This is a genomic window from Streptomyces sp. P9-A2, from assembly GCF_036634175.1.
In the GTDB taxonomy this organism is placed as follows: domain Bacteria; phylum Actinomycetota; class Actinomycetes; order Streptomycetales; family Streptomycetaceae; genus Streptomyces; species Streptomyces pratens.
Genome location: NZ_JAZIFX010000001.1, coordinates 3,326,970 through 3,345,236, shown reverse-complemented (window position 1 = coordinate 3,345,236; position 18,267 = coordinate 3,326,970). Strand labels below are relative to the sequence as shown.

Here is an 18,267-nt window from a genome sequence, read left to right as displayed (position 1 = left end):
CAGGAGTCGGGATGACCGAGATCGCAGAGGGGCCCGGAGCGCGCGCCGACGCCGACGCCGGCGCCGTCGTCAGGGAGTCGTACTCCTTCGCCTGCATGCGCTGCGGGTACGGCTGGGAGCAGTCGTACGAGATAGAGCACCACAAGGACACCGACGGCCACGACGTCGTGCGCTACCTGGCGAACGGCCGGATCGTGCCCTCCCCGCTGAGCCGTCCGACGTGCCTCCGCTGCGACGGCCATGTCGTACGGATCATGCGGGCCGGCCGGGTCACCACGGCGCTGGACGCGGCCCACACCGAGCCCGGCGACCGGCACTGGCATCCGGCCGACCTCATGCACCCCTTCCGCCGGAAGACGTGACCGCTCCCGGCCGAGGGATGCCGTCTCCCGGCTGTCCGTAGGATCGGGGCATGTCTTCGAACGCCCGCGACACCGCCACCGGGACCACCTCGGACACCTCCGGCAAGAACGCGGCCCCGCCGCTCCCGGCGCCCCTGCGGGTGCCGGTCGCGGACTCGCACACCCACCTCGACATGCAGTCCGGCACGGTGGAGGAAGGGCTCTCCAAGGCCGCGTCCGTGGGCGTGACGACCGTGGTGCAGGTCGGCTGCGACCTCGCGGGCTCGCGCTGGGCCGCGGAGACGGCCGCCGCGTACGACAGCGTGCACGCGACCGTCGCGCTGCACCCGAACGAGGCCCCGCGCATCGTGCACGGAGACCCTGACGGCTGGTCGAGGCAGGGCGCGCGGGAGGCGGGCGGGGGCGCGGCCCTGGACGAGGCGCTCGCCGAGATCGACCGGCTGGCCGCGCTGCCCCAGGTCAAGGGCGTCGGCGAGACCGGACTCGACTACTTCCGCACCGGGCCCGAGGGCAAGGAGGCGCAGGAGCGGTCCTTCCGCGCCCACATCGAGATCGCCAAGCGGCACGGCAAGGCCCTGGTGATCCACGACCGCGACGCCCACGCCGACGTGCTGCGCGTACTCAAGGAGGAGGGCGCACCGGAACGCACCGTCTTCCACTGCTACTCGGGGGACGCCGCGATGGCGGAGATCTGCGCCCGCGCCGGGTACTTCATGTCGTTCGCCGGCAACGTCACCTTCAAGAACGCCCAGCACCTGCGCGACGCCCTCGTCGTCGCCCCGCCGGAGCTCGTCCTGGTGGAGACCGACGCCCCGTTCCTGACGCCGGCGCCCTACCGCGGCCGGCCCAACGCCCCGTACCTGGTGCCGGTCACCGTGCGCGCCATGGCGGCCGTACGCGGCACGGACGAGGACACCCTCGCCACGGCCCTCGCGGCGAACACGGCACGGGCCTTCGGTTATCCACAGGCGTGACCTGTGCGGGGTCCCGCGCCCCGTACCCTTGTCCCCGTGACGAGCCCCACCCCCGACGCCCTCCTGGGCCCCGCCGACGTCCGCGAACTCGCGGCCGCGCTCGGCGTACGGCCCACCAAGCAGCGCGGCCAGAACTTCGTGATCGACGCGAACACGGTCCGCCGTATCGTGCGCACCGCCGAGGTCCGCCCGGACGACGTGGTCGTCGAGGTCGGGCCGGGGCTCGGCTCGCTCACCCTGGCGCTGCTGGAGGCCGCCGACCGGGTCACCGCCGTCGAGATCGACGACGTCCTCGCCGCCGCGCTGCCCGCGACCGTCGCGGCCCGGATGCCGGAGCGGGCCGGCCGGTTCGCGCTGGTCCACTCCGACGCGATGCGGGTCACCGAGCTGCCCGGCCCCGCCCCGACCGCGCTGGTCGCCAACCTGCCCTACAACGTGGCCGTCCCGGTGCTGCTGCACATGCTCGAGACCTTCCCGAGCATCGAGCGCACCCTCGTCATGGTCCAGGCCGAGGTAGCCGACCGGCTCGCCGCCCCGCCCGGCTCGAAGGTGTACGGCGTGCCCTCGGTCAAGGCCAACTGGTACGCCGAGGTCAAGCGGGCCGGCGCCATCGGGCGGAGAGTGTTCTGGCCGGCCCCCAATGTCGACAGCGGGCTGGTCTCCCTCGTCCGCCGGAGCGAGCCGCTGAAGACCACCGCCACCCGGCGCGAGGTCTTCGCCGTCGTCGACGCGGCCTTCGCCCAGCGCCGCAAGACCCTGCGGGCCGCCCTCGCCGGATGGGCGGGCTCGGCCGCGGCGGCGGAGACCGCACTGGTCGCCGCCGGGGTGTCGCCGCAGGCCCGCGGCGAGTCCCTGACCGTCGAGGAGTTCGCGCGCATCGCCGAGCACCAGCAGCACCAGCAGTCCGAGCAGTCCGAGCAGCACAAGCAGTCCGAGGAACCCGAGGAGCCCGTCGCGTGAGTGTCACCGTCCGCGTGCCCGCCAAGGTCAACGTCCAGCTCGCCGTCGGCGCGGCCCGCCCCGACGGCTTCCACGACCTGGCCAACGTCTTCCTCGCGGTCGGCCTTCACGACGAGATCACCGCGGCGCCGTCGCCGGACGGGCTGCGCGTCACCTGTGAGGGTCCGGACGCCGCCGAGGTGCCCCTGGACCGTACGAACCTCGCCGCCCGCGCCGCCCTCGCGCTCGCCGGGCGGTACGGCCGGAACGCCGACGTGCACCTGCACATCACCAAGGACATCCCCGTCGCCGGCGGCATGGCGGGCGGCAGCGCCGACGGCGCCGGCGCCCTGCTGGCCTGCGACGCGCTGTGGGGGACCGGCGCCTCGCGGCAGGAACTGCTCGACATCTGCGCCGAACTGGGCAGCGACGTGCCGTTCGCGCTGGTGGGCGGGGCGGCACTGGGCACCGGGCGGGGCGAGAGACTGACGGAGCTGGAGGTCGGCGGCACCTTCCACTGGGTGTTCGCGACGGCCGCGCGCGGGCTGTCCACCCCGGCGGTCTTCCGGGAGTTCGACCGGCTCGCGGAGGGCCGGGACATCCCCGGGCCCGTGGCCTCGCAGGACCTGCTCGACGCCCTCGCCAAGGGCGACCCCGACGCGCTCGCCGCGACCGTCTCCAACGATCTCCAGCCGGCGGCGCTGTCATTGTTCCCGGAACTCGCCGGCACCCTGGCCGCCGGGCGCGGCGCCGGCGCCCTCGCCGCCCTGGTCTCGGGGTCCGGGCCGACCACGGCCTTCCTCGCCCGGGACACGGAGGCGGCGGAGGCGATCGCGGACACGCTGAGGGCATCCGGCACCTGCCGCACCGTACGTACGGCGGCGGGGCCGGTGCCGGGGGCGACGGTGAGGTGAAGGGGGTCCGGCTCAGAGCTCGTCGACGGCGGTGAGGTCGATGTCGATGGCGTAGGGCTTGTCGACCTTGATCCGGTCGCGGTGCATGCCCATGTGCACATACGCGTGAGTGAGCTGGTCCAGTTCGTAGACGTGGACCAGCGGACTGCGGCCGCTTCCATCGCGCTCAACGCGCCAGAAGCTGGGGATGCCGGCAGCCGCGTACTTCTGGGGTTTGGTCGTGCGGTCGCGTGACTCCGAGTCCGGGGACACGACTTCGACAGCCAGCAGTACGTCCTGAGCCCGATAGCTCGTCTGGTCCGGTCCGCTGACCGCATCGGTCAGGACGACGCTCACATCGGGCTCCGGGCCGTTGCGCCGGTCGAGGATGATGGTCATCTCCCGCTTCACCCTGAACTTCTTCGGCACGCTTCGCCGGAGGCCGCTGACCAGCAGGTCGATCACGTCTGCGTGGAAATTGCGCTGCGGACTCACGAGTACGAGGCTCCCGTCGATCAGCTCGGTGTGCGGCGGGAGATCGGGCAGTGTGAACAGGTCGTCCACGGTGTAGCCGTCCCTGGGCGGCACGCGCCAGTGGCAGTGCTGCTTCACGGACTCGGCGGTCATGGTTCCTCCCATGGACGGGATTCTGCTGCCTGCCCCCTACGGTAGCCGCCCGTTTCCGATCACGTCATCACAAAGAGTGACTGCCCCCTCGCGCCCCGACCGCCCTCGGGGACGCCCTACGCTTGAAAGCTGATCCACCCCCCAGTCAGGAGAGAAATGGCCGTCAATCTGGTCAATGTCGAGAACGTCAGCAAGGTGTACGGCACCCGTGCCCTCCTCGACGGCATCTCCCTGGGTGTCTCGGAGGGGGACCGCATCGGTGTCGTCGGGCGCAACGGCGACGGTAAGACCACCCTGATCCGGATGCTCGCCAAACTGGAGGAGGCGGACACCGGGCGGGTCACGCACTCCGGTGGGCTGCGCCTCGGCGTGCTGACCCAGCACGACTCCCTCGACCCGCAGGCCACGGTCCGGCACGAGGTCATCGGCGACATGGCCGACCACGAGTGGGCGGGCAACGCCAAGGTCAGGGACGTCCTGACGGGGCTGTTCGGCGGCCTGGACCTGCCGGGGTTCCCCAAGGGCCTGGACACCGTCATCGGACCGCTGTCCGGTGGCGAGCGGCGCCGGATCGCGCTCGCCAAGCTGCTCATCGAGGAGCAGGACCTGGTCGTCCTCGACGAGCCCACCAACCACCTCGACGTCGAGGGCATCGCCTGGCTCGCCCGACACCTGCGGGAGCGGCGCTCCGCGCTCGTCTGCGTCACCCACGACCGCTGGTTCCTGGACCAGGTCTGCACCCGCATGTGGGACGTGCAGCGCGGTGACGTGTACGAGTACGAGGGCGGTTACACCGACTACGTCTTCGCCCGCGCCGAACGGGAGCGCATCGCCGCCACCGAGGAGGCCAAGCGGCAGAACCTGGTCCGCAAGGAGCTGGCCTGGCTGCGCCGCGGGGCACCCGCGCGGACGTCCAAGCCGCGCTTCCGAGTCGAGGCCGCCAACGAGCTGATCAAGGACGTTCCGCCGCCCCGGGACAGCAGCGAGCTGATGAAGTTCGCCTCCTCCCGGCTCGGCAAGACGGTCTTCGACCTGGAGGACGTCACCGTCCAGGCAGGGCCCAAGGTGCTGATCAAGCACCTCACCTGGCAGCTCGGCCCCGGTGACCGGTTCGGTCTGGTCGGCGTCAACGGCGCCGGGAAGACGTCCCTGCTGCGGGCCCTGACCGAGGCCGCCCGCAGCGAGGGCGAGACCCAGCCCACGGCGGGGCGGATCCACGTCGGCAAGACGGTCAGACTCGCCTACCTCTCCCAGGAGGTCGCCGAACTCGACCCCACCTGGCGGGTGATCCAGGCCGTGCAGGCGGTCCGCGAGCGCGTCGACCTCGGCACGGGGCGGGAGATGACCGCCGGGCAGCTGTGCGAGACGTTCGGCTTCAACAAGGACAAGCAGTGGACGCCCGTCGGCGACCTCTCCGGCGGTGAGCGGCGGCGGCTCCAGCTGCTGCGGCTGCTCATGGACGAACCCAACGTCCTCTTCCTCGACGAGCCCACCAACGACCTCGACATCGAGACCCTCACCCAGCTCGAGGACGTCCTCGACGGCTGGCCCGGCTCGATGATCGTCATCTCCCACGACCGGTTCTTCGTCGAGCGCACCACCGACCGGGTGTTCGCCCTGCTCGGCGACGGAGCCCTGCGGATGCTGCCGCGCGGGATCGACGAGTACCTGGAGCGGCGCAAGAAGATGGAGGAGGCGGCCGTCACGTCCGCCGCCCCGTCCTCGTCGGCGAAGCCGGCCGCGGACGCCGCCCCCGAGAAGAGCGCCGCCGACGTGCGCGCCGCCAAGAAGGAACTGCAGAAGATCGAACGGCAGCTCGACAAGGCTTCCGAGAAGGAGGCCAAGCTGCACGCCGCGATCGCCGAGAACGCCACGGACTTCGCCAAGGTGGCCCAACTCGACGCCGAACTGCGGGAGACGGCCGGTCAGCGGGACGCGCTCGAACTGCGGTGGCTGGAACTCGCCGAGGACGCCTGACCCCGGCCGCGCCGTACCCCTGCCCCCTCCCGCGTCCCCACGCGCACCGCTGTGCGCATCCCCGCACAGGTACCCCGCACGCCCCGCGCACGCCCCCGTACGGGTTCGTGCGCGGGGCGTGCGGGGTGTGAAGGGGGCGTGGAGGCGCGTAACGAGGGCATCACAGGCGGGTTCTCCCTTGGGAACAGCGGTGGACAGGGCCCGGTGCTCTGACGGCACCGGGTGATAGAAAGACCCCGTCTGGGCACTTTAAGAACCGCCTCAAGACGACTCTGGGAGCACCACGTACCTCAGGGTGTGGCTAAAAATCAGTGAGCAAGGGGGGAACGCGCTGATGGCTCAGCCGCCCAGTCAGCCGCCGCAGGATGGCTTCGGAGCACCACAGGATCCACCCGCCCCGGGCGGTGGTTTCGGGGCTCCGCCCCCGCCGCACCCGCAGGGCCCGCCGTCCGGACCTCCGCAGCCGGGGTACGGCTACCCGCAGCAGACCCCGCCTCCGCAGCAGACCCCGCCTCCGTCGCAGCCGGGGCCGTACGGACAGCCGCAGCCGCAGCCGCAGCCGCAGTCGCAGCCGGGGCCGTACGGACAGCCGCAGCCGCAGTCGCAGCCGGGACCGTACGGACAGCCGCCGGGACCGTACGCCTCCGGGCCGTACGCCTCCGGCCCCTACGGCGGTCGGCCGCAGCAGCCCGGCCCGTACGGGCAGCAGCCGGGCCCGTACGGGCAGCAGCCGGGGTACGGCTACCCGCAGCCGCAGTTCCCGGGCGCGCCCGGCACCCCGCCGCCGGGACCCGGCTCCCGCAGCCCCTTCAAGGGCAAGTCCGCCGTGATCATCGGTGCCGCGACGGCGGTGCTGATAGCCCTCGGCACCACCGTGTGGGCGGTCTCCGGCGGCGACGAGGAGAAGGACAAGAAGCCCGTCGCCCAGCAGACCGGAGACGACCCCGAGCCCCAGCCCTCCGGTGCCCCGGTCAACCCGGGTGACGGCAGCGGCGACGGCGACTCCGGCCCCGAGGACCTCAACGAGGGCCGCAAGTCCGGCGAGTCCAAGGTGCTCTGGTACAAGGAGGCGCCCGACGCGCCCGGTTCCGGAGCCGACGCCCCCGGCATGTGGATCACCGGCAAGACGGCGGTGAAGGCGGCCTACAAGGAGCTCTCCGCCTACAACGTCGCCGACGGCAAGCCGACCTGGGAGCCCTTGGTCTTCCCGCAGAAGATCTGCGCGGTCACCTCGGAGAAGACGTCCGACGACAAGGTCGTCATCGCGTACATGAGCGGCAGCAGCGACCGCGCCAAGTGCAACCAGCTCCAGCTCGTCGACCTCGGCACCGGCGAGAAGGGCTGGACGAAGAAGGTCGACGACGGCGCGCTGTTCGACTCCGTGATCTCCATCGAGATGACCCTCAGCGGCAACACGCTGATGGTCGGCCGCTCACAGTCCGGCACCGCGTTCGACATGACGTCCGGCGACAAGATGTACGACAAGAGGAAGTACGGCGAAGCCTGTTTCCCCGCCGGGTTCGCGGGCGGTGAGCGGCTGATCCAGGTCGCGTCTTGCGGTGCGGGCGGCAACAACGAGCACGACGAGGTCCAGGAGCTCGACCCGAAGACCGGCAAGGTCAAGTGGACCCAGAAGTTCGACAAGGGCTGGCGCGTCGAGCGCGCCTACTCCGTCGACCCGGTGGTCATCTACAGCACCAACAAGGACAAGAAGGCGTGGAACATCTCCACGCTGGGCTCCAGTGGCTCGATCCGCTCCCAGGTCTCCGTCGACGAGGACTTCTCCGCCCAGTGCGGCTGGGCCATCCTCGCCCGTGACCTCCAGGGCTGCGAGGGCGTCGCCGTCGACGGGGACACCCTCTACCTGCCCACCAAAGCGACCACCGGGGCCAACGAGATCGTCGCGGTCAGTCTCGCCACCGGCAAGGAGAAGTGGCGGGTGAAGTCCCCCGTGGCGAACTCGATGGTGCCCATGAAGGTCGAGGGCGGCAAGCTCATCGCCTACGTGGAGCCGTCGTACGACGGGGGCGGGCGGATCGTGTCCATCGCGACCACGGGCAGCAGCCACAAGCCGGTCACACTGCTGCAGAACCCGCAGGGCACCGCGGCCATCGAGAGGGGTTTCTTCAGCAAGTCCATCGACTGGGTCGACGACCGCTTCTACCTCTCGACCACCCGGCTGACCGGCAATGACGACGCGAAGGAAAAGCTGATGCTCGCCTACGGCAAGTGAGGCGCGCAGCAGTGGCGAGGGACGCCGACCCCCGTCGGCCGGCGTCCCCGCCCCTCCGGTCCCTTCCCCGCCGCCCGTCCCCGTCTTCGAGTTCTTCGAGGTACTCACGTCATGACGCAGCCGCCCCAGCCGCCCGACCAGCCTGGCTTCGGTCCGCCGCCCGAGCAGCCGTCCCGGCCCGAGCAGTCGTCCCAGCCTGAGCAGTCGTCCCAGCCTGAGCAGCCGCATCAGGCCCCCGCGGCCCCGCAGGCCCAGCCTGGCTTCGGTCCGCCGTCCGAGCCGTCCCGGCCCGAGCAGCCGCCGGCGCAGCAGCCCCCGTCCGCACCGGGCGGCCCCGATCTCAGCAAGACCCCGGAGCCGGGCTACGGCTACCCGCAGGCCCCCCAGCCGCCGCAGCAGGCGCCCCAGCCGGCCCCGCAGACCCCGCCGCCGGCCGTTCCCGCGCCGGGCGGTCCACAGACGCCGCCCGGGTACGGATATCCGCAGCAGCCTCCGGCCGGTTACGGATACCCGGGCCAGCCGCAGCCGGGCCAGACCGGTGCGTACGGCCAGCCGCAGCAGCCGTACGGACAGCCGTCCTACGGCCAGCAACCGTACGGCCAGCCCTATGGCTATCCGCACCCGACCATGCCGATGCAGCCGCAGCCGGGCCAGACCGGTGCGTACGGCCAGCCGCAGCAGCCGTACGGACAGCCGTCCTACGGCCAGCAACCGTACGGCCAGCCCTATGGCTATCCGCACCCGACCATGCCGATGCAGCCGCAGCCGGGTCAGCCCGGCGGCGGGCGGAAGGTCAACGCGACGCTGGCGATCATCGTCGCCGCGGTCGTGGCCATCGGCCTGATCGTCGGCACCGGTGTCTGGTACTCCTCGTCCAGCGGTGACGACGACAAGAAGAACACCGCGAACTCCGGCGACAGCGGCGGCACGAAGGGTGCCGAGGGCGGCGGCTCCGGCGGCGACGAGACCACCGGCGGCGACGAGAAGGCCCCGGCCGACCCCTCCGCCAAGGTCCTCTTCCAGGTACCGGCGCCGAAGGTCCCGAAGGACGCCACGACCATCGTCACCTCCGGCTCCTGGACGACCGACAAGGTGTACGCCAAGAGCGGCATCGCCGAGGTCGTCGGCTACGACGCCGCCAAGGGCAGCGAGCTGTGGACGCTCGACCTGCCCGGACCGGTGTGCGAGGCCAGCGACCACGCCACCGAGGACGGCAGGACGGCGATCATCTACAAGCCGAAGATGCCGACCAAGACCGAACCGCAGAGCTGCACGCGGGTCGCGGCCTTCGACCTCGCCACCGGCGAGAAGCTGTGGTCCGAAACGGCCAAGACCGGCACCCAGGAGATCAGCTTCAACAACATCACCGTCAGCGGGAACACCGTCGCGGCGGCCAGCACCAGCGGTGGCGCCGCCTGGGACATCACCTCCGGCAAGGCCCTGTGGGCGCCCAAGACGTCCGACACCTGCTACGACTCCGGCTACGGCGGCGGCCCGAAGATGGTCGCGGTGCGCAAGTGCGGTTCGTACGACCAGCGGCAGCTGCACATCCAGACCATCGACCCGAAGGACGGGAAGGTGATCTCGGAGTACAAGATGTCCGAGGGCATCGACTACGCGGCCGTGGTGTCCACCGACCCGCTGGTCGTGGCCGCCGACGTCGGCGACTCCGCCGGTGACGGCAGCGGCATCTCGGACTTCTTCTCCATCGACAACAAGAGCGGCGAACTGCGGTCCCGCATCTCCGCGCCCGGCGAGGATTTCGCCGCCCGCTGCGACGGCATCACCAAGATCGAGCACTGCAGTGGACTGGCCGTCGGCAAGGACCGGCTGTACATCGCGACCGAGGAGCACGAGGGCTCCGGCGACGGGTACAGCCGGACCAACGAGATCGTCGCCTTCGACCTGTCCACCGGCAAGCAGACCGGCCAGCGCGCCGACGCGGGCGAGGACTACACGATCGTCCCGCTGCGGATGGACGGCGACAACGTCATCGCGTACAAGCGTCCGCCCTACGACAAGGGCGGGCAGGTCGTGAGCATCGACGGCGGTTCCTTCAAGGAGACCAAGCTGATGGAGAACCCGGCGACGAAGTCCGTGCGGGACGTGGAGGCGCGGATGTTGCCCCAGCACGCCGAGATCCTGTACGCGCAGGGCCGGCTGTACATGTCGGACGTGTACGCCAGCGAGTTGTCCTCGGGCGACAAGGAGTACCTGGCGATCGCGTTCGGCACCGGCTGATCGCTCTTCGGCCTGCTCGGGACCGCTTCGGTTCGCTCCGGTCCGCTTCCGGTGCGTTCCCCGGTCCGCTCGTGAGGCCCGTTCGTACGGCCCCGCCCCTGTTCAGGGGCGGGGCCGTACGCGTACCGCTCATCGGATGTCCATGGTTGACGAATACGAGAATTTCGGCGTTCCGGGGCGATTCTCGCCGGTAGGGGGAGCGCGACGTCGAACAAGCGTGTAGCTTCCGGGACCGGACGGGGAGGCGGCGCACGGGGGTGCGCTCGCGGTTTTTTTTGGGGGGGATGATCGATGGGCGTGCGGTTGATGGTGGTCGACGACCACCGGCTGCTCGCGGAGGCGTTGGCCTCGGCGTTGAAGCTGCGGGGGCACCGGGTGCTGGCCGCGGCGGCACCGGTGGCGGGGGCGGCGGACCTGGTGATCAGCAGAGCGCCGGAGGTGTGCCTGCTGGGGACGGCGGCACCGGCGGAGCCCGGGATCTTCGACCCGGTGGTGAAGATCAAGCGGGAACGGCCGCAGGTGGCGGTGCTGGTGCTGGGCCCGGTGCCCAGTCCCCGGGGGATCGCGGCGGCGTTCGCGGCGGGCGCGTCCGGCTATGTGCGGCACGACGAACGCATCGAGGGCGTCGAACGGGCGATCATGAAGGCGCGGGCGGGGGAGGCGGCGGTGGCGCCGCAACTGCTGCAGGGCGCGTTCGGGGAACTGCTGAACCCGGCGGTCCAGCCGGACGACGAGGGCCAGCGGCTGCTGCGGATGCTGACCCCGCGGGAGGTGGAGGTCCTGGTCAGGGTCGCCGAGGGAGAGGACACCCGGCTGATCGCGGCGGGCATGGGCATAGCACCGTCCACGGCGCGGACGCATGTACAGCGCGTCCTGATGAAACTCGGCGTGGGCTCCCGGCTGGAGGCCGCGGCGCTGGCTGCCCGGACGGGGCTGCTGGACCGGGCGGGCCCGGTGGGAGGGACGGTGTCGCCCGAGGAGTGAGGGCGGGTGAGGGCCCTCACGGGGCGGGACGCCCGTGGTGCCGGTGCCGGTGCCTGTGCCTGTGCCGCCGGTACCGCGGACCTCCCCGCCCCGCCGCGCCGCGCGTCCCCGGACGTCCCGCCGCGCACGGGTGATCAGCCGCCCCGCCGTGTGCTCAGTCGCCTTGCTGTCGCTCCTGTACCGCGTCCGTGGCGTCCGGGGGCAGGAGTGGGGGAGCGATGGGCCGCAGCTTCAGCCAGACGAGGAAGAACAGGCCCAGGGCCAGCATGCTCAGGCCGGTCCACAGGTTGATGTTGAGGCCCTCGGCCCTGTCGATGTCCGCGTCGGACGCGGTGATGCCCGCGATCGTGATGATGACGCCGTACACCACGAACAGCCCTCCGATGAGGCGGCGGATGTCGAAGAGGCGGGCGGCGGTCGCGGACTTGGTCTCCAGTTCGGAGACCTCCTCCTGGAGCTCTTTGTCCGAGTAGTGGGCCGAGCGGCGCGCGGGGTCGCCTCCGGACGAGGAACCTGAGTGGGGGTCGGAGCCGGAGCCGGACGGGGATGCGGAGTGGTGGTCGGACATGGTCTCTCAATCCTCCCGCGGTCAGAACGAGAACGGGATGTAGCAGGCGGCCGCCAGGATCACCGCACCCCAGCCGAGCAGCGCGGGCTTGCGGTACCAGGCGTCGTCGCCCGCGGCGGGCGGCTCGGCCATGCCGGGCGAGGTGGTGCCGTAGACCAGGCCCTGGAGGTCCTCGGCCGGCTTGGGCGCGGTGAACAGCGTCACCACGACCATGACCACCGCGCCGGCGACGAAGCCCGCGATCGCGGAGACGAAGTTGGCGCCCTGGTCGGTGGGGATGCCGACGATGCCCTGCTTGTAGAGGACGAAGTAGTTGACCATCGCGGCGGTGGTGCCGGCGATCAGCCCCCAGAAGCCGGACTTCATCGACGCCCGCTTCCAGAACATGCCGATGATGAAGACCACGAACATCGGCACGTTGAAGAAGGAGAACAGCGTCTGGAGGTAGCTCATGATGTTCGAGAACGACGAGGCCAGGAAGGCCGTGCCGATCGACGCCATGACCCCGACCACGGTGATCAGCCGGCCGAAGCCGACGTAGTACCCGTCCTCGCGGTCCTTCACCACGTACCGCGCCCAGATGTCGGTGGTGAACACCGTGTTGAAGGACGAGATGTTGGCAGCCATGCCCGCCATGAACGCGGCCAGCAGACCGGTCACCGCGATGCCCAGGACACCGTTGGGCAGCAGCTGGGACATGAGGTAGGGGATGGCGTCGTTGTACTGGAGATCCGAGTCCGCGGTGCCGATCTTGGGCACCAGGACGGCCGCGACCAGGCCCGGGATCATCACCAGGAAGACGATGAAGATCTTCGGGTACGCGGCGATGAGCGGGGTGCGCTGGGCCGCGGAGAGGTTCTTCGCGGACAGGGCACGCTGCACCTCGGCGAAGTTGGTCGTCCAGTAGCCGAAGGACAGGACGAAGCCGAGGCCGAGGACGATGGTCAGCCAGTTGGCGCCGAGCGGGTTGTCGCTGCCGATGCCGGTGCCGCCCCAGGCCGTCATGAAGTCGGCGCCGCGGGACTCGGTCAGGGAGTCCGACAGCCCGTCCCAGCCGCCGACACTCCTCAGCCCGAGCACGGTGATCGGGATGAGCGCGGCGAGGATGACGAAGAACTGCAGCACCTCGTTGTAGATGGCCGAGGAGAGACCGCCGAGGGTGATGTAGGCGAGGACGAAGAAGCCGGCGACCACGATGGCCACCCACTGCGGCCAGCCCAGCAGCGCCTCGACCACGATCGCCAGCGCGTAGAGGTTGACGCCGGCGATGAGGATGGCCGCGCAGGCGAACAGGACCGAGCTGAGCAGGTGGGCCGCCTTGTCGAAGCGCAGCAGCAGGAACTCGGGGACCGAGCGGACCTTGGAGCCGTAGTAGAACGGCATCATCACCAGGCCGAGGAAGACCATCGCCGGGATGGCGCCGAGCCAGTACCAGTGCGTGGTGTAGACGCCGTACTGCGCGCTGTTGGCGGCCATGCCCAGGATCTCGGTGGCGCCCAGGTTGGCGGCGACGAAGGCCAGACCGGTGACCCAGGCGGGCAGGGAGCGGCCGGACAGGAAGAAGTCGAGGCTGGTCTTCACCGACCGGCGGGCCGCGAAGCCGATGCCGAGGACGACGACGAAGTAGATCCCGAGGATCAGGTAGTCGAGCCAGTTGGTGGGGAGCCGCAGCTCGGCGGCGAGGTGGAGCGGGCCGGTGGGATCGGTGGGGCCAATGGGACCGGTGGGGGAAGTGAGGTGTGGGGTGAACGGTGCAGGCAGATGTGTGGGGGTCTGCATGAGTACTCGCTTCGTTGCGCGAACCGATACGTCGCGGAATCTATGCCTCCGATTTCACTGATCGAACACGCCCGCTGACGCTTTTTGTTTGATGGTGATGTTGACGGTCCTGGTGAGTTGTGTTTTGGTGTGTTGGGTTATGTTGAAACAGGGTGAAGATGATGCAGTGAAAACCATGAAGTGAAGACCGTGAAGTGAAGACTGTGCAGTGAACGGCTCGAATGGAGCGTCCGGCGTGAAGAAGACCTCGACCCGACTGGCCGACGGTCGCGAACTCATCTACTACGACCTCAGTGACGACACCGTGCGCGACGCGGCCGACCGCCGCCCGCTGGACACCACCGTCACGACGTCCGAGATCCGCCGCGATCCGCTGCTCGGCGACTCCGTGGCCATCGCCTCCCACCGTCAGGGCCGCACCTACCATCCGCCGGCCGGTGAATGCCCCCTGTGCCCCTCCGAGGGCGACCGGCTCAGCGAGATCCCGGACTCCTCGTACGACGTCGTGGTCTTCGAGAACCGCTTCCCCTCCCTGGCCGGCGACTCCGGCCGCTGCGAGGTCGTCTGCTTCACCTCCGACCACAACGCCTCCTTCGGCTCCCTGAACGAGGAGCAGGCACGCCTGGTCCTGGACGCGTGGACGGACAGGACGTCGGAACTGTCCCATCTGCCCTCCGTTGAACAGGTGTTCTGTTTTGAGAACCGGGGGGCCGAGATCGGCGTCACCCTCCAGCACCCGCACGGGCAGATCTACGCTTACCCCTTCACCACCCCCCGCACCTCCCTGATGCTCCGCCAGATGGCCGCACACAAGGAGGCAACCGGCGGGGCAAATCTGTTCGACACCGTCCTGGCGGAGGAACTGGCCGGGGAGCGGATCGTCCTGGAGAGCGACCACTGGGTCGCCTACGTGCCGTACGCCGCGCACTGGCCCTACGAGGTCCACCTGTATCCCCGGCGCCGGGTGCCCGACCTGCTCGGGCTCGACGAGGCGGCACGCACCGAGTTTCCCCAGGTCTACCTGGAACTGTTGCGGCGGTTCGACCGGATCTTCGACGGGCGGGACGGAGGGGAGGACACCGCGGGCGAGTCCGCGACCCCGTACATCGCGGCCTGGCACCAGGCCCCGTTCGGCACGCTGGAGGAGTTCGACGGGGTCACGCGCGACGACTTCGCGCTCCACCTCGAGCTTTTCACCATTCGCCGTACATCCGGCAAGCTGAAGTTCCTCGCGGGTTCCGAGTCCGGCATGAACGTGTTCATCAACGACGTGCCGCCGGAACGCGCGGCCGAGCGACTGCGAGAGGTAGCGAGTTCATGAGCGGGAAGTACCTGGTCACCGGCGGCGCGGGCTATGTCGGCAGCGTCGTCGCCCAGCATCTGCTGGAGGCCGGCCACGAGGTCGTCGTCCTCGACAACCTCTCCACCGGCGTGCGCGAGGCCGTCCCGGCCGGTGCCTCCTTCGTCGAGGGCGACATCCGGGACGCCGCCACCTGGCTCGACCCCTCCTTCGACGGCGTCCTGCACTTCGCCGCGTTCTCCCAGGTCGGCGAGTCGGTCGTGAAGCCCGAGAAGTACTGGGACAACAACGTCGGCGGCACCATGGCCCTGCTCGGCGCCATGCGCGAGGCGGGCGTGCGCCGGCTGGTCTTCTCCTCCACCGCGGCCACCTACGGCGAGCCCGAACAGGTCCCGATCGTCGAGTCCGCCCCGACCCGCCCCACCAACCCCTACGGCGCCTCCAAGCTCGCCGTCGACCACATGATCACCGGCGAGGCGGCGGCCCACGGCCTGGGCGCGGTCTCCCTGCGCTACTTCAACGTGGCCGGCGCGTACGGCCACTGCGGTGAACGGCACGACCCCGAGTCCCACCTGATCCCGCTCGTCCTCCAGGTCGCCCAGGGCCGCCGCGACGCGATCAACGTCTACGGCGACGACTACCCGACGCCGGACGGCACCTGCGTCCGCGACTACATCCACGTCGCCGACCTGGCCGAGGCCCACCTGCTGGCCCTGACCGCGGCGACGCCCGGCGAACACCTCATCTGCAACCTCGGCAACGGCAACGGCTTCTCGGTCCGCGAGGTCGTCGAGACGGTCCGCCGGGTCACCGGCCATCCGATCCCCGAGGCCGTGGCCCCCCGCCGGGGCGGCGATCCGGCGGTCCTGGTGGCGTCGGCCGCCGCGGCCCACGAGAAACTGGGCTGGAAGCCGTCCCGCTCGGACCTCGCCGGGATCGTCGCGGACGCGTGGGAGTTCGCGCAGCGGCAGCAGCAGCGGCAGCAGCAGCGGCAGCAGCAGGGGCAGCAGCAGGGGCAGCAGCAGAACAAGCAGTAGCAGTAGCAGGCCGAGCAGTAGCAGGACATTCAGGATGACGAAGAGTCAGGGGCAGGGCATGAGCGAGTCCATCGCCGACGAGGCGGCCGCGGGAGTGGTCGGCGAGCGATTCCGGGAGCTGTACGGAGCCGAACCGCAGGGCGTCTGGGCGGCACCGGGCCGGGTCAACCTCATCGGTGAGCACACCGACTACAACGACGGCTTCGTCATGCCGTTCGCCCTGCCGCACACCGTGGTCGCGGCGGTCTCCCGGCGCGACGACGGCGTCCTGCGCCTGCACTCCGCCGACGTGGCCGCACCCGTCGTGGAGGTCACGGTCGACTCCCTCACCCCCGGCACGGACAAGAACTGGACCGCCTACCCGGCGGGCGTCGTCTGGGCCCTGCGCGAGGCCGGCCACGCCGTGACCGGCGCCGACATCCACCTCGCCTCGACGGTCCCGGCCGGCGCCGGCCTGTCCTCCTCGGCGGCCCTGGAGATCGTCGTCGCCCTCGCCCTCAACGACCTGTACGCACTGGGCCTGCGCGGTTGGCAACTGGCCCGCCTGTGCCAGCGCGCGGAGAACATGTACGTCGGCGCCCCCGTCGGCATCATGGACCAGACGGCGTCCGCCTGCTGCGAGAGCGGCCATGCCCTGTTCCTCGACACCCGTGACCTCTCCCAGCGGCAGATCCCCTTCGACCTGGCCGCCGAGGGCATGCGCCTGCTGGTCGTCGACACCCGGGTCAAGCACAGCCACAGCGAGGGCGAGTACGGCAAACGCCGCGCCGGCTGCGAGCAGGGCGCGGCCCTGCTGGGCGTCGACGCCCTGCGGGACGTCCCGCACGCCGGACTCGACGCGGCGCTGGAGCGGCTGGGCGACGAGGAGGAGGTCCGCCGCCTGGTCCGCCACGTGGTGACGGAGGACACGCGGGTGGACCAGGTCGTCGCCCTCCTGGAATCCGGCGACACCCGCGCCATCGGCCCCGTCCTCACCGCCGGCCACGCCTCCCTGCGCGACGACTTCCGCGTCTCCTGCCCCGAACTCGACCTGGTCGTCGACACGGCCGTCGTCGCCGGCGCCCTCGGCGCCCGCATGACCGGCGGCGGCTTCGGCGGCTCGGCCATCGTCCTGGCCGAGGCGACCGACGTGGACGCCATCACCAAGGCGGTGGAGAACGCCTTCGCGGCGGCAGGCTTCAAGACCCCCCGCGTCTTCGAGGCGGTGCCTTCGGCGGGGGCGCGGCGGGTGCGCTGAAGCGGGCCGGTGGTGCCGGTCAAGCCCCGGCGTCACCGCCCGTGAAGCGCACAGGCGACACGAGAGCGACGCGGATCAGGCCGGGTTCGGGCGGAGGGACGTCCGGGCAGTCCTGCGGGCCGTTTGAATCTCGGCGACGGCTGCGGCTGCAGCGGTGTCGAAAGCCGAGCCCTGCCGGGCCATGACCCGGCCGCGGGATTCCTCGACGAGGCGGACGACGCCGGAGAGGCCGGCGGGGTCGGCACGGTTGACCTCACCGGCCGGCTCGGCCTGGCAGTCGTCGGCATCGCCGGGGAAGCCGTAGCCCATGACGAGGGCGGCACGCAGCTCGCCGACGGTGCGCACGGAGAGGATCCACGAGGCCATCAGGGTGCGATCCCGTCCGAGGAGCGCCCCGCGGCCTCTGTCGTCACCCTTTGTGACGACGATCAACGAAACCGGCGGCTACCGTGGACGGGCAGGCCGAGAATCCCACCCATGGGAGGAACCATGACCGCCGAGCCCCTTGCCGAGCCGACCGCCGAGCCCGGCTGCCGCTGGCCGGGGCCGCCCCGGGACGGATACACCGTGGACGACCTGTACACGTTGCCCGACCTCCCGCCGCACACCGAGCTGATCGACGGGAGCCTGGTTTTCGTGAGTCCGCAGCGGTATTTCCACAGCACCATGATCGACCTTTTGACGGCCGGGCTGCGCCGCACGGTCCCCAAGGACATGAAGGCCGTCCGGGAGATGACCATCGTCCTGGACCGCCGCAACGGACCGGAACCCGACATCTCCGTCGTGCGCGCCGAGGCCGTCACCGGCGGGGAACAGACCCGTTTCCAGGCCGCGGACGTCCTGCTCGCCGTCGAAGTGATCTCCCCGGATTCAGAGGCCCGTCACCGCGACACCAAGCCGCGCAAGTACGCCGCTGCGGGCATCCCGCACTTCTGGCTGGTCGAGACGGGCGGCGCGGACCGGCACCCGGTCGTCCGGGTCTACGAACTCGACCCGGTGACCAAGGCCTACGACCTGACCGGTACCCGGCGTGAACTGCTCAAGCTCGGTGCGCCGTACGACATCGACATCGACATCACCTCGGAAGCGCTCGACGCGTTCTGACCGATCCCGCCC

The 18,267-nt window shown here is 70.7% G+C and carries 16 protein-coding genes; 12 read left to right on the top strand and 4 right to left on the bottom strand.

From position 1 onward, the window contains the following. The first annotated feature begins 11 nt into the window (after positions 1-11). Genes V4Y04_RS15025 through V4Y04_RS15010 form a run of 4 tightly spaced genes read left to right on the top strand, consistent with a single transcriptional unit; the run spans position 12 to position 3,189 of the window. Positions 12-362, top strand: coding sequence for a hypothetical protein (locus V4Y04_RS15025; protein ID WP_332428386.1), 351 nt, complete (start codon positions 12-14; stop codon positions 360-362). 50 nt (positions 363-412) lie between these two features. Next, the gene (locus V4Y04_RS15020; protein ID WP_332428385.1) at positions 413-1,336 is read left to right on the top strand and encodes a TatD family hydrolase; all 924 of its coding nucleotides are present in this window, start codon (positions 413-415) and stop codon (positions 1,334-1,336) included. A 36-nt stretch (positions 1,337-1,372) separates the two neighbouring features. Further along, on the top strand, positions 1,373-2,296 hold the full coding sequence (gene rsmA, locus V4Y04_RS15015) for a 16S rRNA (adenine(1518)-N(6)/adenine(1519)-N(6))-dimethyltransferase RsmA (protein ID WP_332428382.1): 924 nt from the start codon (positions 1,373-1,375) through the stop codon (positions 2,294-2,296). Further along, on the top strand, positions 2,293-3,189 hold the full coding sequence (locus V4Y04_RS15010; RefSeq protein ID WP_332428379.1) for a 4-(cytidine 5'-diphospho)-2-C-methyl-D-erythritol kinase: 897 nt from the start codon (positions 2,293-2,295) through the stop codon (positions 3,187-3,189). Before rsmA ends, V4Y04_RS15010 begins: the two co-directional genes overlap by 4 nt. Positions 3,190-3,201: 12 nt before the next feature. Here the strand turns inward: V4Y04_RS15010 and V4Y04_RS15005 are convergent, their stop codons facing one another. Beyond that, positions 3,202-3,807, bottom strand: a complete 606-nt coding sequence (locus V4Y04_RS15005; RefSeq protein WP_332428377.1) for a Uma2 family endonuclease — start codon at positions 3,805-3,807, stop codon at positions 3,202-3,204. Between the two features lie 144 nt (positions 3,808-3,951). Here V4Y04_RS15005 and V4Y04_RS15000 point away from each other — a divergent pair, with 144 nt between their 5' ends. From V4Y04_RS15000 to V4Y04_RS14985, 4 genes are all read left to right on the top strand, one after another. Continuing rightward, positions 3,952-5,772 carry an ABC-F family ATP-binding cassette domain-containing protein gene (locus tag V4Y04_RS15000; protein WP_332428375.1) on the top strand — a complete coding sequence of 607 codons (1,821 nt, stop codon included), beginning with the start codon at positions 3,952-3,954 and terminating at the stop codon, positions 5,770-5,772. Positions 5,773-6,106: 334 nt separating this feature from the next. Further along, complete coding sequence (locus tag V4Y04_RS14995) at positions 6,107-8,005, top strand: outer membrane protein assembly factor BamB family protein (RefSeq protein ID WP_332428373.1); 1,899 nt, start codon at positions 6,107-6,109, stop codon at positions 8,003-8,005. A 111-nt stretch (positions 8,006-8,116) separates the two neighbouring features. Further along, entirely contained in the window at positions 8,117-10,246 is a 2,130-nt protein-coding gene (locus tag V4Y04_RS14990) for an outer membrane protein assembly factor BamB family protein (RefSeq protein WP_332428371.1), read from the top strand. A gap of 291 nt (positions 10,247-10,537) precedes the next feature. Then, positions 10,538-11,230: a helix-turn-helix transcriptional regulator gene (locus V4Y04_RS14985; RefSeq protein ID WP_332428370.1), complete on the top strand. Its 693-nt coding sequence runs from the start codon at positions 10,538-10,540 to the stop codon at positions 11,228-11,230. Between the two features lie 154 nt (positions 11,231-11,384). Here V4Y04_RS14985 and V4Y04_RS14980 read toward each other — a convergent pair whose 3' ends face one another. Together V4Y04_RS14980 and V4Y04_RS14975 are read right to left on the bottom strand one after the other, a co-directional pair. Beyond that, positions 11,385-11,798 carry a hypothetical protein gene (locus V4Y04_RS14980; RefSeq protein WP_443080019.1) on the bottom strand — a complete coding sequence of 138 codons (414 nt, stop codon included), beginning with the start codon at positions 11,796-11,798 and terminating at the stop codon, positions 11,385-11,387. Positions 11,799-11,819: 21 nt separating this feature from the next. Continuing rightward, positions 11,820-13,577 carry a sodium:solute symporter family protein gene (locus V4Y04_RS14975; RefSeq protein ID WP_332428369.1) on the bottom strand — a complete coding sequence of 586 codons (1,758 nt, stop codon included), beginning with the start codon at positions 13,575-13,577 and terminating at the stop codon, positions 11,820-11,822. A gap of 235 nt (positions 13,578-13,812) precedes the next feature. On the opposite strand from V4Y04_RS14975, the gene galT reads away from it, so the two are divergent. From galT to galK, 3 genes are read left to right on the top strand one after another with little or no spacing between them, the layout of a single operon-like run. After that, positions 13,813-14,898: a galactose-1-phosphate uridylyltransferase gene (gene galT / locus V4Y04_RS14970; RefSeq protein WP_332428368.1), complete on the top strand. Its 1,086-nt coding sequence runs from the start codon at positions 13,813-13,815 to the stop codon at positions 14,896-14,898. Next, positions 14,895-15,914: a UDP-glucose 4-epimerase GalE gene (gene galE, locus V4Y04_RS14965; RefSeq protein WP_332428367.1), complete on the top strand. Its 1,020-nt coding sequence runs from the start codon at positions 14,895-14,897 to the stop codon at positions 15,912-15,914. Before galT ends, galE begins: the two co-directional genes overlap by 4 nt. Before the next feature lie 58 nt (positions 15,915-15,972). Continuing rightward, the gene (gene galK / locus V4Y04_RS14960) at positions 15,973-17,151 is read left to right on the top strand and encodes a galactokinase (RefSeq protein ID WP_332432850.1); all 1,179 of its coding nucleotides are present in this window, start codon (positions 15,973-15,975) and stop codon (positions 17,149-17,151) included. Between the two features lie 75 nt (positions 17,152-17,226). On the opposite strand, the gene V4Y04_RS14955 is transcribed toward galK, so the two are convergent. Beyond that, a complete protein-coding gene (locus V4Y04_RS14955) occupies positions 17,227-17,517 on the bottom strand; it encodes a hypothetical protein (protein WP_332428366.1) in 291 nt (96 codons plus the stop codon). 111 nt (positions 17,518-17,628) lie between these two features. On the opposite strand from V4Y04_RS14955, the gene V4Y04_RS14950 reads away from it, so the two are divergent. After that, complete coding sequence (locus tag V4Y04_RS14950; protein ID WP_443080018.1) at positions 17,629-18,255, top strand: Uma2 family endonuclease; 627 nt, start codon at positions 17,629-17,631, stop codon at positions 18,253-18,255. Positions 18,256-18,267: the final 12 nt, after the last annotated feature.

What these genes read in the sequence shown, in the direction of transcription:
- V4Y04_RS15025 (WP_332428386.1), top strand. Translation starts at nt 12, where the DNA reads ATGACCGAGATCGCAGAGGGGCCCGGAGCGCGCGCCGACGCCGACGCC.
- V4Y04_RS15020 (WP_332428385.1), top strand. Translation starts at nt 413, where the DNA reads ATGTCTTCGAACGCCCGCGACACCGCCACCGGGACCACCTCGGACACC.
- V4Y04_RS15005 (WP_332428377.1), bottom strand. Translation starts at nt 3,807, where the DNA reads ATGGGAGGAACCATGACCGCCGAGTCCGTGAAGCAGCACTGCCACTGG.
- V4Y04_RS15000 (WP_332428375.1), top strand. Translation starts at nt 3,952, where the DNA reads ATGGCCGTCAATCTGGTCAATGTCGAGAACGTCAGCAAGGTGTACGGC.
- V4Y04_RS14995 (WP_332428373.1), top strand. Translation starts at nt 6,107, where the DNA reads ATGGCTCAGCCGCCCAGTCAGCCGCCGCAGGATGGCTTCGGAGCACCA.
- V4Y04_RS14990 (WP_332428371.1), top strand. Translation starts at nt 8,117, where the DNA reads ATGACGCAGCCGCCCCAGCCGCCCGACCAGCCTGGCTTCGGTCCGCCG.
- V4Y04_RS14985 (WP_332428370.1), top strand. Translation starts at nt 10,538, where the DNA reads ATGGGCGTGCGGTTGATGGTGGTCGACGACCACCGGCTGCTCGCGGAG.
- V4Y04_RS14980 (WP_443080019.1), bottom strand. Translation starts at nt 11,798, where the DNA reads ATGTCCGACCACCACTCCGCATCCCCGTCCGGCTCCGGCTCCGACCCC.
- V4Y04_RS14975 (WP_332428369.1), bottom strand. Translation starts at nt 13,577, where the DNA reads ATGCAGACCCCCACACATCTGCCTGCACCGTTCACCCCACACCTCACT.
- galE (WP_332428367.1), top strand. Translation starts at nt 14,895, where the DNA reads ATGAGCGGGAAGTACCTGGTCACCGGCGGCGCGGGCTATGTCGGCAGC.
- galK (WP_332432850.1), top strand. Translation starts at nt 15,973, where the DNA reads ATGAGCGAGTCCATCGCCGACGAGGCGGCCGCGGGAGTGGTCGGCGAG.
- V4Y04_RS14955 (WP_332428366.1), bottom strand. Translation starts at nt 17,517, where the DNA reads ATGGCCTCGTGGATCCTCTCCGTGCGCACCGTCGGCGAGCTGCGTGCC.
- V4Y04_RS14950 (WP_443080018.1), top strand. Translation starts at nt 17,629, where the DNA reads ATGGGAGGAACCATGACCGCCGAGCCCCTTGCCGAGCCGACCGCCGAG.